This window comes from Paenibacillus sp. FSL R10-2199, from assembly GCF_038000235.1.
GTDB classification, from domain to species: Bacteria; Bacillota; Bacilli; order Paenibacillales; family Paenibacillaceae; genus Paenibacillus_AQ; species Paenibacillus_AQ phytohabitans.
In genome coordinates, this window is record NZ_JBBOBO010000002.1 from 79,354 (window position 1) to 96,239 (window position 16,886).

General features: G+C 50.7%; 5 protein-coding genes. 1 reads left to right on the top strand and 4 read right to left on the bottom strand.

Going from position 1 to position 16,886, the window contains the following annotated elements; translation table 11 throughout:
- Positions 1-72: 72 nt before the first annotated feature.
- The 4 genes from NYE33_RS28570 to NYE33_RS28585 form a co-directional block, all read right to left on the bottom strand.
- Complete coding sequence (locus NYE33_RS28570) at positions 73-7,902, bottom strand: S-layer homology domain-containing protein (protein WP_341068843.1); 7,830 nt, start codon at positions 7,900-7,902, stop codon at positions 73-75.
- Positions 7,903-13,419 (bottom strand): hypothetical protein, encoded by a 5,517-nt coding sequence (locus tag NYE33_RS28575; protein WP_341068846.1) that lies wholly within the window; start codon positions 13,417-13,419, stop codon positions 7,903-7,905. It abuts the gene before it with no gap.
- Between the two features lie 439 nt (positions 13,420-13,858).
- On the bottom strand, positions 13,859-14,512 hold the full coding sequence (locus NYE33_RS28580; RefSeq protein ID WP_042135585.1) for a deoxynucleoside kinase: 654 nt from the start codon (positions 14,510-14,512) through the stop codon (positions 13,859-13,861).
- Positions 14,509-15,132 (bottom strand): deoxynucleoside kinase, encoded by a 624-nt coding sequence (locus NYE33_RS28585; RefSeq protein ID WP_039303946.1) that lies wholly within the window; start codon positions 15,130-15,132, stop codon positions 14,509-14,511. Before NYE33_RS28585 ends, NYE33_RS28580 begins: the two co-directional genes overlap by 4 nt.
- A 235-nt stretch (positions 15,133-15,367) precedes the next feature.
- Between NYE33_RS28585 and NYE33_RS28590 the strand changes: the two genes are divergently transcribed.
- Entirely contained in the window at positions 15,368-16,879 is a 1,512-nt protein-coding gene (locus tag NYE33_RS28590) for a stalk domain-containing protein (protein WP_336100766.1), read from the top strand.
- Positions 16,880-16,886 lie beyond the last annotated feature (7 nt).

Genomic DNA, 16,886 nt, shown 5'->3' on the forward strand with positions numbered 1-16,886 from the left:
ACCCAAATAGTATTATGAATTCCCAGCAGAGTGTGCCCGCACTCCACAATAGGCGGTACGGGCACATTCTTGTTATTGCTTGGCTGTAATCAATTGATCAAGTCTGATAGCAATGGCTGCCGCCTGTTCACGCGTAAGCGGACTGGACGGATTCACCTTGTTGCCTTCCCCAAGGATAATGCCGTTCTTGATGCTCAATGCTACTGCTTGTCTTGCCCATGCGGGAACTTTATCTTTATCGGTGAAACCAGCCAGAATTGCTGTTACTTCTGCATCACTGATCTCAGTGCCTGGGCTGACAAGGGTGAGCAGTCTGCCCAGCATCGTCATGGCTTCCATTCGTGTCAGCGTACCCTGAGGCGCATACTTGCCGCCTTCGAATCCGGTGACAATACCCAGCTGTGCAGCAATGGAGACGCTGCGGTTATACCAGCTGCTGCTGCCGACATCACTGAAGCCTGCAGAAGGTGCCTGCTTGTTCATCAGACCTGCGACGCGCAGCAGAATCGTTGGATACTCTGCTCGGGTCACTTTGCCGGTCGGATCAAAGGTATCTGCAGATTTGCCTAATACGAACAGCTTGGCGGAGGCTGCTGCAATACCGTCCTTGCCCCAGCCTGCAGGCATATCTTTGAAGATCTTCTGATTGCGGATGAAGTAGAGGCTGCCTTCTCCGGTCAATTGCACATTCACTGCCGTACCGCTGCTGTCCAGTTTCCATGGCACAGTAGTCCAGTTACCGGCTGCATCCTTCAGCACAATTGCTGTAATTTCGTTTGCTGCAAGCGGCGAAGGAATGGCGATCTTGGCTGCAAGTGCCGGTGTCCAGCTGCCTGCTGGCAGGTTAGCCGTTACCGTAACACCCTGTCCTGCGGCCATAAGCGTGAAGCCCTGCTGATCGGCTATGGTCTTCATGGCCTGCTGATCGGCAGTGCTGTTCTGGCCAATGCCCACCACAAGCTCACCATTTAATGCGGTAAGATTCTCAGGTTCAAGAACCAAACGACCCATCGGCACCTCTATAATCACTTTCTTCTTCGCTGCAACGGCCTGCTTCACAACATTCTGATCTACATGGATACTGAATGCTTTTGCAGCCGGATCTGCGGAACTAACCGTGAGATCGCTGCCCGCTGCGGCTTCTTTATCCGTAATCCGGATTACCGCTGTAAGCCCATTCCATTCTGTGACAACCGGCTGTCCGTTAACAGTTACTTGTGCGGCTGTATCTGGTGCTTGCTCTTCTACTACGCCTGGTGTGGCAGCTCCGCCACCACCACCGCCGCCACCGCCACCGCCTGTTCCAGCACCGCTGCTGGACCATACAGTTGCTGTAACCTGACCCGCTGCCTTAACCAGCTTATCGGTAGATGTCCGCTTAGCGAGCACGATTACATCACCGTATGAAGCGCTGATTATACCGTCCAGCGGAAGGAGCGGCCAAGAGCTGACATTATCATCGAAGGCCGGCTGCACGGCGCCGGAACGATAAACCTTATACGCAATCTGCTGTCCGGTCATATCCCCGGAGGAAGTAATGGTGATCTTGGTACGGCTGCTGTCTGCATAAATATAAGAAGTGCTGGCTTGAATTGCACCAAGCTTCTCTGGTTTCGGTACGGCTACTGTGGCCGCAACCATGCCTTTGAGCGTTACACCCTCGGACACCTTATACTCTGCTTCAATTAAGCTGGAGCCTGTGGCAAGCGCCGTAACACTGCCTTCTGCCGACAAGGACACTGCATCGCCTACGGCGACTGTATAAGTCAATTTCTGCAGATCCTTATCTGCAATTGGCTCATCCTTGAATTTCGGCTTGCCGGTATTCTCGTCCTGTCCATCCGAGACCTTGAGATAAGCCTTAACTTTGCCTGTTTGCCCTGGCTCCAGGTCCTTTTCCATTCCCTTCAAAACCAGTGCTACAGGAACCTTGTAACCAGCGTTCGTGATATCCACAACCGCTGTGTTCAGATTCTTTGCCTCATCGGAGGCAACAATATTAAGTGCCACGGAAGGCTCATCGGATTTGATCTCCACAGTTCCATTAAAGTCCCCCGTCAGCGGGTCCACCTTAAGGGTAGTAGGAATCTCCACTTCCTTGTATTTGCCATCCGGCTGCAATTGGTTCACTGTATATTTCGCTGTCAGCACAGTTCCTGTTGTTGTAGTTCCTGCTACATGAACAGCGCCGTTTGCGGTACGTTCACCCGTTACCGGCTGATCAAGATACAGAACCGGAGCGATCGTATCTACAGTCATATACAGCATCGTGACCGAGATATCCTTGGTCGTCATGTTTCTGGCTCTCAGTTCAAGAGCGAACGGTCCGTCTGTCTGGAACTGGTCGAGATTCAGAACGCCTTGGCTTCCGCCGCCGGCCTTGTTCGTCAAAGCTACCGACCCGATGGACTTCTCAGCATTAAAGACCTCCACCGTCACATTGGACTGGTCTGAAGTGAGCGTCAGCTTCTGCTTCGTTTCACTGGTCAGCAGGTTAATGTAATTTCCGGTATCCTGCACGGTACCAGATCCGCTTGCCACAGTAAGCTTTGGCAGGCTTGGAACCGGCAGCAGCTTCTTGCTGCTGTTCTGGTGCTCAGCATAGTGATAGTTCTGATTCTTGTCCGCATCTTCAGTTGGAACCGTTGCGGCAGTGACACCGACAACATACTCCGTTCCAACTTCCAGACCGGTATACTTCACCTTGGTCACATCCGTAACCGTTCCTTCAAGGCTGGTTGTATTCACTTCATCCGAAGTGGATAGGGCCTTCCAGCCTCCGATCAGAATACCTTCATATTTACCGGTTGCTGCATTCCAGTAAGGCTGAAGTTCTTCTTCGGTGTACAAAATTTCGCCAAATGGAGAATAAGTCTCCAGCTTGCCGTTCACTTGGACCTGAGCATCAATGACGAAGCTATGCTCGTAAGCGTTATGTCCCGCTTTTTTGGCTCCCGGCTTGAAGGAGAGCGAGAACAGTCCGTTACCGGCAGGTACAACCGAGACGTCACTGACAACCTGCGGTGCAAGCGGATCAACGAGCTCGAATCGCTGCGGTGAAGTCTTCGTGCCGAAGGTTGCGCTGGATTTCAGCTCGGCCCGCAGATAATAATTGCCTTGTCTGAGCAGCCCGCGGATATCCTCGGGATTGCCCATCAGCGATACATTCGTTACATCAATTACTGTACTGCCGCTGGTTATGCCACCACTGACAGAACCGCCGGCGCCAACCGGCACATCTTTGGCAATCAGCATCCCCGGATCTCCCGGTGACAGCACCTCTTGCCCTTCCACGATAGTCTTTTCAGTGGTTACCGCATCTTCAGCCAGGTACAGATTCACTGTATCTCCTTCTGCTGCGTTGGCTACTTTCCAGGATGCCGTGAATTTATTGACATTCGAGTTATCCTTCGCGAGATTCACTTCGCTGAGCTGAGGCAGGGTTGGAACATTCATCAGCTTGGTTTCTACAGCCGAGACTGCAGTAAGCGTCCAGGTTCCGCCTTTCTTAGCTTCATTCTCAGGGATAATAATGTAAGCTCTGCGGATATCCACTTCAGCATTAAGCTTGGATGGATCCGGTGATACATCACTTGCAGGAATATATTGTGTAAAAGCATTAGCTTTAGGATTAGGCTTGTCCGGATTAGCAAAGGTTTCGAATACCACCGGATAATCCTTGCCCGCTGCATCCTGCAGCTTAAATTCCGGCATATCCTTACTGCTGTATTCCATTTCGATAATGGCATTACCGGTTGCAGCCCCCATAGGAATCTCATGGATTCTGCCGCCGTTCTTGACCGTAATGCCGCCTACGCCGACATTAACCGATCCGTTCTCAACAATTTTCACACCTTCTGCTACTTCACGGTAGATAATCTCCTGATTCTCTTCCTCAGCAGCAGGGGCGGCCGAAGTGGCAAGAGTCTCTACACCTTCACCAATAACCATCAGGCGCGGTCCATTATCGGGATCATCCACTACGAGATGAATCATACCTTCCGGCAGCTGATCGCTTGATGTACTTAACTCTATGCCTCCGCTCCAGTAGTAGGTAATACCCAGCGAGATGAAGAGAATGCCGATACTGCCCCATACCTTATCATTGTTGACCCCGAGGAACATACTGGACAGCGGCATTCCACCGACAACCGGTACACTATTCGGAATCTGTACTTTGGAGCCGATATAGCCTTCAAAGTCAGTGCGGTTCTTCTCCAGATTCTGTCCGACGAAGATTCCCGCCTTACCGATGATGATATCCCAGCCGCCGATATCCATAGCTGCCTCTACCCGCACGAACCATGGAGTCACCCATTGCGCTTCAAGCAGCGCTTTGGTGAGCATTGGAAGCCGGTCATCCTTCTCAGCTTCTGCGTCTGCGGAGAAGTCAAGCCGTCCTTCCACCTTGAGGCCGGTACGCTTCACCGTCAGGTCAACATCCCCGAAGAAGTACGCCGGGGCAATCCCGAACCGCATGCCTACGCCAGCTTCAATCGTCAGCGGGAACGGGTCCTGCGCCGTACCGCCGGCAATGGTATCCGCCAGCTCGCGCACTGCACCGCGTACAGCGGTCAGATAGGTTGCACCGGTGACAATAATACCCGGAGCCGGCAATTCAGCCCCAAAGGCGATTACATCCGGAAGAATCCGGCCGTCTTTTACCTTTTTGAGCGAGAATTCAATCTCCACACCCAGCATGTTCTTCAGCTGTGCCGCGAACTCCAGGCCATATTCATTACCAACTCCGCCGCCCTGCACGGCATGCTTGATGGTAACCTTACCGCTGGGAGCATCCGGACCTTTCTTCTTATCCGCGTCTTTCTTCTTATCCGGTCCGAACAAGCCCATCTCCTGATTCAGATCGAAGCCGAGTGAGGCATCTACGCCATAGAAGCCTGCGCTGTTGAATATGACATTCTTAATTTCTGAGTTAATGATCTTCAGGGACAATGAGCCGCCGAAGGAAATCCCATTCTCTCTCAGAATGAAATCATTGAAGGAGAAGCCAAAGCCGTCAATCGCGAAGCTTGGAGCCCCAAACAAAGACTGCTTGTTGAAGTACACATCCCCGATCATGACCTGGCGCAGCGGATTCAGTCTGTCGCCCACACCGCCGATAGCCCATTTCAGACTGCCGTTCTGGCTGTCGTCTTCCGGATTACCGTCATTTCCTTTATCTTCCTTACTGCCTTCTTCCTCTTCATCGTCATCCTCTGGCGTCTCCACCTTGGACGGATTGTAGTTCTCATCTCCAAGGGATTTGGAGAAGCCGTTGAAGAAATCAAGCGTCCATTCGCCCTTATGGAAGACGAAGCCGCTGCTCGCTACACTGAGCGTTCCGTCACCCTTGATGAACAAGGTATCCAGGAAGGGAAGATCGCCCGGAAGGCTGTTTCCGAAGATGTCCAGCTTGCCGCGTACAAAAGCCAGATCCTTGCCTGTATAGGCAACAGCATCATTAATAATTGCCGGTTCTGTCTTGGTATCCACGATGACCTGCTCTTCATCACCCGTGCCGACCTGCTTGATCATTCCGCGGACCGTAACCAGAACCTCACGGTCGAATTCCGGGTCCTCGGATTCTGCTTCTTCCTGGAAGGCTTCAAAATCCTCTTCTGTTGCAAACAATTTGTAGGCATACAGCGGAGTCTCTTTGAGCGCTTCATCATCCATGAATTCACTGATATCAAATTCAGGATCAACCGCCTTGCTGGCTGCTCCGAACAAGGCCTTGGTCTTCTTATACTCGGTGACAGCAGAGTACAGGAACGAGCCGTTCTTAAATGGCTCACCCGGGAACAGCGAGTTCAGCTGATCCAGCAAGTCATCCTTTACAGAGGCGCCGTTCGCGAGGCCGCTGATATCCACAGCTTCCCTGTACACAGCCATAACTCCGGCTTCACGGATCCGCGTCTCATCATTATCTGTAACCAGGAAGGATTGAGGGGTAGTAGTAATATCGTAAAGGGCTGCTACTTCCTCGTCGCCTCCCGCATCGCCTTTATAGTCGATCTCCACTGCGTATTCACCCAGCGGCAGCTCGGGTCCCAGTCCGGATTCCAGCACATTGCCGCCTTCATCAACCCGTTCCCCGCCGCGGTAAGTAATCCGCATGGCACCTGAGAAACCATCGTCTGTAGGCTGCATAACCACTGCATCCTGCACATTCACCTTGTACCGGCTTCCGGATACCAGATCCTTGAGGTACAGGTCAAAGTTCGGTGCTGTGGTTGCATTGCCCGTATTATAGGCTTCAATGTTCGACAGATTCACAGTCAGATATTTCACATCTGAGCTATACAGCTCTGCCGGTGACAGAGCGTATGAATACGTAGCCGTTGCTTCGCCTACCGGCGGCAGCAGAATGAAGTTTGTACGGTTCGACTCATATTGGGCTTTGATGCCTTCATCCTCAATGCCCTCAATCTTGCCCTGTGTTTCCGGGCTTCTCGCGGAAATCATGTAATCCCGCGTTACCGGCCAAGGTCTGCCTTTAGCCTGAACACGGAAAGTCGCAGTGATGGCATCACCCGGCTTGTACTTCGGCTCAATTCCCAATGCAGCTTCCTCAGGAGAGGCTGACTTTTTGAATTCCAGCATTTTGCTGCGGTCATTCTCCAGGACTGGCTTGCCATTTGCGTCCAGGACGTCTTTGCCGCTCTCATCCTGCCTGACGAAGCTGAGACCGCTCTCCAGCGTCATCTCCACTTCGATCTTGGAGTGCTCCATATTGTAGGCCTGCAGATTCTCAACCTCGGCTGTGATCGTGAAGACTCCGTTATCCACGTACTTCGACGGAACCGTCTCCCCTTGTTCCAGCGCAGCCGTAGCCAGCTGTTGAACCTGATCTACATAGCGGATCGAGAACACTTTATCCGGAGCAGTTATTTCTCCAAGTCCATAGACAGTTTCGAAGCTCTGGAAGCCTCCGGCTGCCACTTTATCCGGGTTCCAATAGAAGGCAACGGCGGAGTCCGCCGTGCCGTAATCATTGGTGTCTCTGGTGAAGTCCAGGTTGGGATGTACTTCATAATCCCATTTCGTATTCGCCAGGCCGTTCCAGTGACCGACAATCATTTCATCCACAATATTAATGTTCTGTTCGGCAAAGTTATTGAAGCCATAGGCAACGACATTGGTTGCCTGGGGATTAGTCAAATCCAGCTTGTCGCGCATTACCCAGTAAGAAGGAATCTTGAAGTAAGCTCTGTCCTCTTCAGGGATTCCGGCATTATCCTCCGGATTATGCACCAGCTTCCGCTCTACTTGCAGCGGTGACTTGTAAGCTGTTCCAATCTGGAACTGCGGCCCGTCGTTGCCGCCGACCATCGTATCCAGCAGGATCCGGCTTCCGATCTCTACCTGCGCATTGCTCCGGTTATTCACTTCATAGCGGATGTTGACATTTCCGGAATTGACAGCATCCTTGCTGTCGGTGTAGAGCATCAGAATCTGCTTAATCTCTACGCCTTTAATCTTCCAGATCATCTCCAGCTGCTTCGTGCCATTCGAATTCTCTACCACCTTGGGTGTAGTAGTCTCTGAATAATGACTGTTGTCAAACTTGTACTTATTCCCGTAAATATAATCAGTTCCGTCAATCCGGAACGTCGTGAACGACGTTTCCGGATCATCTCCCTGGAACAGCAAGTTTACGTTGTTGTCATTCTTGCGGATGGGCTGGCCATCCACGGTCCGAATCCCGTAGCGTCCGGTTTCATTATCCACAGTAACCTTAATAAAGTTATTCTCTACAACAGTTGTCTTTGTACTGCTGGCCGCCTCCACAAGCGCATGAAAGCTCTCGGAGGTGGACAGAAATACCATGATTATTGTGAGCATGAGCGCGGTAGCGCGTTTGAGCAGCTTCACCATGTATTCCCCCTGTTTATCTTTCATTTATTTCATGTTGCCAATAAAGAAGGTGGCAAACTCGCGGTCCCGCTCCTGTGTTCTCACGACAATCGTGTACCAGCCTGTTTTCGGGAAGGTGACTTTAAATTGACTGCTCACGAGTTCGTCATAAGTCAGCTTCTGCTTCACCAGCTTCAGCTGTCCTTCGCGGTACAAACCAGGGTAATACAGAATATCAAATGTTCCTGCCTGATTGACCTTGTCTACTCCGGCTACCTTCATATTGTTGTAGCCTGATACCTTAAAGGTAAGTGTATTGGTATTGAACAGTGCAGACTCGCCGGAGGATGCCGAGATTAAGGTATCGTTACCGAAGATCAGCAGTCCGCCATCCTTCACGACCACCACATCCTGATAAACAACCGTCTCATTCCCTACCTGGTCAACCGCCGTATAAGCTACACGCTGGCGTCCAAGCTTGCTCAGATCCAGCCCGCTGACCGATACCTTCACACCCGCTGCTTCCGATACATTATCGGAAACTGTGAAGCCGCCGAGATCTGCGCGGAAGTTAAAGTCCTTCTTGTTCTGGACAATACCTGCTGTTTCGTTATTCAGTGTCAGCTCAGGCGGTGTGTTATCAAGACCCGCTATTGTAACCGGAACCTTGTTCACATTGCCCAGAAGATCCGAGATGGCGACTACCGCTGACCCGCTGCTCTCAAAGGCACGTGAGTAGCTGAACGTTCCATCAGCTTTACTGATCTGATTCGAATACGCCGCTCCGCCCTCAATAGGTCTTACTCCGAAGAACATTTTATTAGGTGCTGTGACGCTGCCGCTAATCGTAACCTTCACTTTACCCTTGGCATATTTCTGTCCGCCGATCGTAACAATCTGATCTGCCGGAACCGCTTTGCCATCCGCATCTACAAAGGTGTAGGCAATTTTATCAGCTTCAGGCGGTGCGGAGAGAATATTCGTAACCTTCTCTTTAATGACTGTCGTATTGCCGTACTCATCTACAACTGTGAAGGAGGCTGTTCCATTCTCAGTCAGTGTAATGCTCTTGGCCTGACTGATAATGTTAATAGCTTTAGCCGAGGCATCTGCCTTCTCAACCGTTACTGTAGTGCCGGTGGAGAATAGTACATTGCCGTTATTATCCTTCACGGTATTGAAGGTGCTGCTGCCGTTCAGGCCATATTGGTAGGAACGGACCACTTTCACCTTCGGAGCTTCTTTGTTAATGTTCTTTACCGTGGCTTCGACGGTATTTGTATTCCCGGCCGCGTCCTTAATCTCAAAGACGAAGGTGCCATTTTCCTTGAAGGTGTAGGCATTTTTGCCGCCATTGTTAGTAATCGTTACAGGCTCAGAGGTGCTCTGAAGATAAGCAACCACATTACCGTTCGTACGCTCCATGTTCGAGTATTCAACCGTTCCCTCTGGAGGCGTACCGTCAATATTCTTCACAACCAGATACAGGGTATCTGTCCGGTCCGGATCACCGAGATCGGTCAGATCGAAGCTGTAATAGCCATTCTCATAGATCTTGAATGAGTTTCCGGTCCGCACAGGCACCGAAGGGTTAATCTTCGAAGGCATCACGCGGATACCCGGCGGAAGCGTGAACTCAATATCTGCCCCAACCGTGGCATTTACCGGACTGTTCACGCTGAGCGTTGCAAGCGCATAGACGGGCTGTTCGGTTGTAGAAGCGCCTTCGATATCAAGCTTGGCCGCTTCACTGATCAACCCGCCCGGTGTTCTGTACTTGACCCACACCTGCAGCTGTGTCGGATCACCAGTCGGAACCTTCACGGCTACGAAGTTGGTATAAGGCTTCCAGTTGATCCAGCTTGCACCGTTATCAGGTGATACCGAATATTCATATCCCGTTTTGTCCTCTGTCTCGAGGCTCAGCTTCACAATCGCGTTGTATCCATCCTTTGCATCACCGGACAGATAGATAAGAGAAGACTTCGCATCGGATACAGGTGCCTCCGGTTTGGAAGATGCTGATACCTTGAAGGTTCCTCCGCTTGCCGTCACAGAGCTGTTGCCTGCCCCGTCAACCGCGAGTACATATAACCGGTATTCAGCAATTTGTCCCGCGTCCAGCGATTTGTCGTCTATGGACACCGAACCGCCTGACGGAACGTCCTTCCATTCTGTAGAGGACTCTGTAGGTACTTCTGCACCTGTTTCTTGTTTGACCCATTTATATTTGCTGACAAGTCCTGTTTTGCTATAGAATTCCGACACGCTGATCCGCGTTTTCTGCTGCGGCAACGGGTAAGCAATAGCATCAGGGCTGAAATACACCACTGGTGCTTCATTGTCAAAATAATAAGCTTTCGAATAGTAATACGTTCTGTCGCTGTGCTTCACCATAAGATGAATGTATTGCGTTCCGTTCAGTTCAGATTTAGCCGGAATAACATAGCTATAGGTGGCTTCACTTACAGAAGCATTAAGTCCCATCGCTGACAGCCTGGAATCCGTGTTATCTTCTGTTGCCTCCGCTGCGGCATCTGCTGCCGGTTCAGTAGCGCCTGCTGAAGCAGCAGGTGTAGTTGCCGGCTCGGCACCGCTCTCTGGTGCCGGAGTTTGTTCAGCCGCCAGCGGGGTCAGTTCAGGCTGAACCGGTCCTTCGGACAGGAGCTTAAGGATAGCCACTGGTCCGATGTTTGCCGTAACTTCCGGTTCTGCCGGAGCATTCGGCTCTGCTGGAGCTTCAGGCTGGGGAGTCTCTTCCCCGCTGCCTAAAGAATTGTCCACGGACAGAGGTTGTATCAGCTCCGTACTTGCTTCAAGGCCTGTATATTCATTGTCGGACTCAGGATGAATAGAGCTGCTGCTGATGGCATAGCCCACATAATCCGGGGTCACTCCGCTGATCTGGAACATAACATCATGACTCCGAACGTAGTCAGGATTAGCTTCCGGTGTGAACTGCGTCGGAATCGTAGCCTCTGAACTCACGACAACCGCCTTTTCCTGTGGTGTCTTGACCGTTTCGTTGCCCGCATTATCGAGTGCCTTCAGATAGAGCCAGTAAGCGCCATCCTCATCAATATCCTCATAGGTAGACCGGGTTACGGTATTCCCGGAGTATGATGTATCGGCCCACTTAATGTCCTGTGGTGAATCCCCGTCCTTCACCCATTGATACTGCACGCTCTTGACGCCGCTATGCGGGTCCTTTACAAGTGCTTGCACAGTGGTGCTGTCCTCGGCGGCCATTGTAATGGCAGGTCCCTGATTGTCCAGCTTCAGGATACCTACTTCATGGGTCCAGTTGGAATCATCCTGTTTGAAATCGTCAACCTTCCAGACACTCAGGTCGCCGTATTGTCCAACAGCGGCCAGCGCCTGATTGTCAGCATAGAAGATTTTATCTGCCTTCGAACCCGGTGCTTCTGCAATCCAGGCATCATACTGCGCCTGATGGCTCGCCACATAAGCTTTTTTCTTCTCGTACTGCATCAATTCTCTGGCTGAATCCCAGGTCATATCCGCTGTCCAGGTATGCAGGTACCATTCCCCGCTGTTTCCTTCCTCGAACGCTTCAGGCGGAGGAGAGAGCAGGTTGGTCTTGTTATTCACTACCGACAGCTGTACATTCTGGAATTCTCCGGGATACAGCTCTTCCGACGGTTGTTTGGCAGAGAGCGCGTAACGCTTGAGTGCCGCGTTATTGTCTCCGGATACAGAAGCAAACGGATCCGCTTTATCCTGACTCCACCAGTAGTAGACAAGTCCAACGGAAGGTGATGCTTCCGCACTCATATTCGAAGGCCGGTAGATTCCGCGGCTCGGCCGTTCTGCACCACGGTCTGCTTCAGTCGGATCAAGGTGGGGTACTTTAATCGAAGGATCATTGGCATCGATCGTTACCTTACCTTTTTTCGAATAGGCTACATCACTCGCGCCCTGTGCCTCGAATCGGTATCCGATAATCGGTTTTGTATTGTCGATGAACAGGTTCGCCCAGTCTATCTTAGAGTTGGCGAGCGAGAAGTCACTGCCGTAAGGATCAATTTTCTCTTCATGTGTTCCATCGAAGTTAGCGGGCTGAATCATCAGGTTGCCTGCGTAATCCTGGATTACATCCGTATCCATATTGATAGGCAAGCTGCCGCCCTTGGCATCATTAGATACGGCAACGGCCTTGAGCAACGGTGTTTCCACAGTTAGTCCGCCAGGTACTGTCATGCGGAAGGTCCAATTTCTTGTATTCTTGCCTGCAACATAATAGGCTTTCATTCCGTTATTGAAAAGAATAAAGGTTTTCTTCTCATCCCAGCCGGTTTTGGCAATTGCCTCTTCCGTCATCTGCAGGGTGAAATCAATAACATCTCCCTTATTCAGCGTAACACCGGTCAGAATCTCCGGTTGAATGCCGTTAGCAGTCTTGGAATACTTCGGACGCACCGCATCCACGATAACGCGGAAGCCGCCCCGATCGAAATCAAACGGGTTCCCGCTTTTATTGTTCAGCCAGGCATTGCTGCTCTTGCTCGGCACAGTGTTGAGATTTATAGTAGCTTTATTCCCTGCCGCATCCCTGAGCACGGCTTCTTTCAATTTATTCTCCAGTGACAGATCCATTGGTGCTCCGCCGGTAGTCCCCCCGGTAATTAGCGGTTTCAGGGGTAGATTGCCGCTGTTATGAAAAGGAACTCCGGTATATCTATAGGAAAGTGTTTTCTGATACGTAGTTAGATTGTCCTCATTAAAGGTAATATTCTGCAGATACTGCTGCTGTCCGGCAGCCGGAAGTCCGGTGTCCGGATCATTAATGAACAGCTTTTGCCGCAGGAAATAATCGGAGTTTGCTTTCACTACCGTAGCCGGTCTGACGGGCTCGTTGAAATTGTAGCTGAGTGTGATGTTCTCATCTCTTTTGACATAAAGCTCTTGCTGATTAATATTCTCGTTCAGCCGTTCTGCTCCGTTGCCGGTGAAGGTATAGCTGTCAATGACGGGACGCTTGAGATCCTGGAACTTGAGATAGAAGCCCCGTACCCCTGCTGCTTCACCGTCGTCATCGCCTTCACCATATACCCATACTTTAATTTTGGAGGTAGGTGTAATACGGGCTGTAGCCGTTTTGTTATATTTCTGGCTACTGCCGGTTCTTTCTTTGATAATATCCCTTCCGTCGATGGTCACCGTAATTGCCGAATGACGTGTCCACAGGAACCCGGAGTGACGCCGCAGAACCGCAAAACCTGTAATCATCTCTGCTTGTCCGCTCTCCGCCATGGCCTTCAATAACGGATTTTTGGCTACGTCAACCTCGAACGTGACCGTTGCTTCATTATCATCGAGACCGGCATAGATATCACCGGTTGTCCAATCCATTCTGGCATCTTTGTCCGTCTCAGTCTGGGCGAAGCCTTCTTCCATATTGTTGTAAAAGTTACCGAAGGCGTTCTCTGCAGGGTAGCTCAGATTCCCCACATGCGCTCCGTTCTTAAACGTTACTTCAAAATCATCACCCGCAGCTTCTGCCAGGCCACTAAAGGAGCCGGGTATTAACGACAACAACATGCTGAGAATCAAACTTAGCGAGGTATATTTCTTCAATCTCCTGCTTATTAACAATGTGATGCTCCCCCTTATTCGTTCATCATTTCCTGTCCGGCGTGTAGCAAGATTCGCTGCAGTTTCTATTAGCTCCCTTAGCTCCCGCATTCTCCTTTCGCTTGCCTTCCCGCGGACCAAAAACAATTAAATTCTAATTACTGCAATTATCATATCTGCGATCCATTCTATCAGGCCGCTCTAAACAATCTCTTAACAATTCTCGACAAAAGTCGTTTCAAATGGTCCTGAATAGGGTAAATGTCCCGAAAATATGAAAAAAGTCGCGTTTTCTTTAAAAAAAATGTCTAAAAACACAAAAAAAGCAGCCCCAGATGAACTGGTGCCGCTTCCTAACATCCCTATATCTTATCGATCCCACAAACCATCCGCTAAAATAAAACCTTTACTTCCCTACCGGAGCCCGGCCAATTGCCGCGCCTACCTTATGCAGGATATCCGCCATGGAGGCAGCATCCTTCACATCATATTCGTCAATGTTCAGCCGCAGCACCGGGCAGGCACTGAACTCGTTAATCCACTGGGAATACCGGCCATGCATATGCTCCCAGTAGGAGACATCGGTCTGAATCTCCATCTCGCGCCCGCGTTCATTGATCCGGGTCAGAATTGAAGGCAGACTGCCTTCAATGTAGATCAGCACGTCAGGATGCGGGAAATACGGAGTCATCACCATAGCCTCGTACAGGCTGGTGTAAGTTTCATAGTCGGTTTTTGACATCGTGCCCTGATCGGCATGCATTTTGGCAAAAATCCCTGTGTCCTCGTAAATCGAACGGTCCTGCACGAACCCTCCGCCCAGCTCGAACATTTTCTTCTGCTCCTTGAAGCGTTCCGCGAGGAAATAGATCTGCAGGTGGAAGCTCCACCGCTCAAAGTCATGGTAGAACTTCTCCAGATACGGATTATGATCTACCTGCTCAAGTGACGTCTGAAACTGCAGGCGTTCCGCCAGAGCTGCGGTCAGGGTCGATTTGCCGACGCCCACCGTGCCGGCTACCGTGATAATTGCATTGTCCGGGATGTTGTATGAGTTCATTTCATAAGCTCCTTTAATTGTTCCGCGATTGCGGCGAAGTCTTCCGGGTTCTCTACAAAGTCCACCTTGTTGCCATCGATGGTAATAATGACCGTAGAGGGTTCGCGGCGGGCCAGTGAAGCCATCGCATCGTCATAATCCTCGATCAGCTGCTGCAGATAAGCAGGCGCAATGATCTCTTCGAACGTACGGGCGCGTTTGGCAATTCTGGCCAGCAGCGTATCCAGATCGGCACGAATGTAGAAGATGATATCCGGCTTCGGAAAATCATCAGTCAGGATATGATAGATCTCCCGGTATTTGTCCCGTTTCGATCCCTTCAATGTCCGTTCCCCGAAGATCAGATTCTTATAAATATGATAATCCGAAATGACCGGCTTACCTTTATCTATGTACTGGGTCGTAGTGTCTTCAAGCTGCTTAAACCGGTTGCAGAGAAAAAACATCTCCAGCTGGAAGCTCCAGTCGTCCATATTCTGATAGAACTTGTCCAGAAACGGATTTTCATCCACGATTTCTTTAATGACCGGAAGCTGCATTTCGCTGGCGAGCATCGTGGCGAGGGTTGTTTTACCGGCTCCAATTGGGCCCTCCACGGCTATAAAAGGTGCATGTTTCATTAACGCTGATTTCCTCCTCAAATACGGACAATGCCGGGTACAGCTTATTAAATTTCGGTGCACAAATCAAATTCCACAAAAAACAGACTAAATCATTGTAACACAGGAGGGCCGGCTATGAACGGTTAATTTTCAAAGAAACTTTCCGCCCTCATACAGCGTCTATATGGAAGGAAATATATTCTTTTATTTACCTATATCAGTAAAAATAACATTGAAGGTAGAGGGTGCTTTTATGAAAAAAAGAAATCTGCTTGTGAGCTTGATCATGGGTCTGACCGCGGTTCTGAGCATTGGTAATCCTGAGACGGGCTCAGCTGCAAGTGCTTCCGGGGTCGCCTCTTATGGAGCCAATTATCTGATTAAGGATGATGGTTCCCTCTGGGTCTGGGGCGACACCAAATCTGTCCCTACACAGGTTCAGGGGTTAAGTGATGTACAAGCTTCTTTTCCCCTGTGGAACAGCGCGCTGGTTACGGCCAGGGACGGCTCTGTCTGGAATTGGGAGACCAACGCCCGGACGTTGGAAATAGAAGTGACTCCGATCGCTGAATTAACGAATATGACGGACTTCTTAAGCCTGGATAGCCGCCGTGTAGCAATCACCGGAGAAGGCAAGGTGTTTATTGCTGTGACGACACCTGACGGTGCGGAGACGACTTCTTTTTCACCAGTCCCCGGTATAGATCAAGTTGCTGCTGTCTCCGGATACAGCGAGAGTAACGGGCAAAGCTATTGGCGGCGTTTCCTGTTCTTGAAGACGGACGGTACAGTATGGACCACCTTTGACGAATTTGCCACCCTCACGCCTGTAGCTAGTCTGACGGACATCACCCAGCTTGAACAGAATTACGCTCTCCGCAAAGACGGCAGCGTCTGGACGTGGCCTATCCAGAATCCCTATGAACCTGAGACTCTTGGCGATGCTTCTAAGCTTAACGCTACCCGCATGCCAGCCTTATCCAGCGTAAGTATTCTGCGCAACAACGGACGTACCCGGCTCGCCATTGACGGGCAATCCCGTTTATGGTTCTGGGGCTCAACGGTCACAGGATACTCCGATGGAACTACTTATGCGGATCAACCCGTTCCCGTCCTTTTCTCAGGAATCAGCAAGGTGACCGATGCTTACATCGTCGAACACTCTATTGTTGCGCTGACCTCAGACGGTAAGGTATACGCGGCTTCTACTGAGACGACCCGGATGTCCCCGGACGCTCCGTTCACTCAGCTCACTTCCGATGTTCAGTCCATGAAGGGCGGCGGAAGACATATTATTATGCAAAAGAAAGACGGAACGCTCTGGGGCTGGGGTGTGAACAAGAATGCTCAGCTCGGATATGGTACCTATGAATTTAATTACCCTGCTCCCGTCCCGATGCAAAAACCGATTTCTGTCACCCTGAATGGTGAATCCGTCGCCTTCACGAACGGGGTAATTACCCGGAACGGGCAGAATTTCATTCCGCTGCGCTCGTTGTTCAGCAAGATGGGGGCCACCGTCGGCTATTCTATGGATAAAGTAGCAACCATCACCGGCACTGCGGAGGGCAAATCGCCGCTATCCATTGTGATTAATACTAAGAGCGGAGCCACGACAGTAAACGGTAAAAGCGTTACGCTGCTTACCCCGCCTTTTGTAGTCAATGGTACAGTCTATCTGCCGCTGCGCTTCATCAGCGAACAGCTCGGGGCCACGGTTGAATGGCTGCCGCAGGAGAGCAGAATTACAATAAGTATGAAATAGGGGGAGC

Coding starts and splice junctions, on each gene's coding strand:
- NYE33_RS28570 (WP_341068843.1), bottom strand. CDS start 7,902: ATGAAAGATAAACAGGGGGAATACATGGTGAAGCTGCTCAAACGCGCT.
- NYE33_RS28575 (WP_341068846.1), bottom strand. CDS start 13,419: ATGTTGTTGTCGTTAATACCCGGCTCCTTTAGTGGCCTGGCAGAAGCT.
- NYE33_RS28580 (WP_042135585.1), bottom strand. CDS start 14,512: ATGAACTCATACAACATCCCGGACAATGCAATTATCACGGTAGCCGGC.
- NYE33_RS28585 (WP_039303946.1), bottom strand. CDS start 15,132: ATGAAACATGCACCTTTTATAGCCGTGGAGGGCCCAATTGGAGCCGGT.
- NYE33_RS28590 (WP_336100766.1), top strand. CDS start 15,368: ATGAAAAAAAGAAATCTGCTTGTGAGCTTGATCATGGGTCTGACCGCG.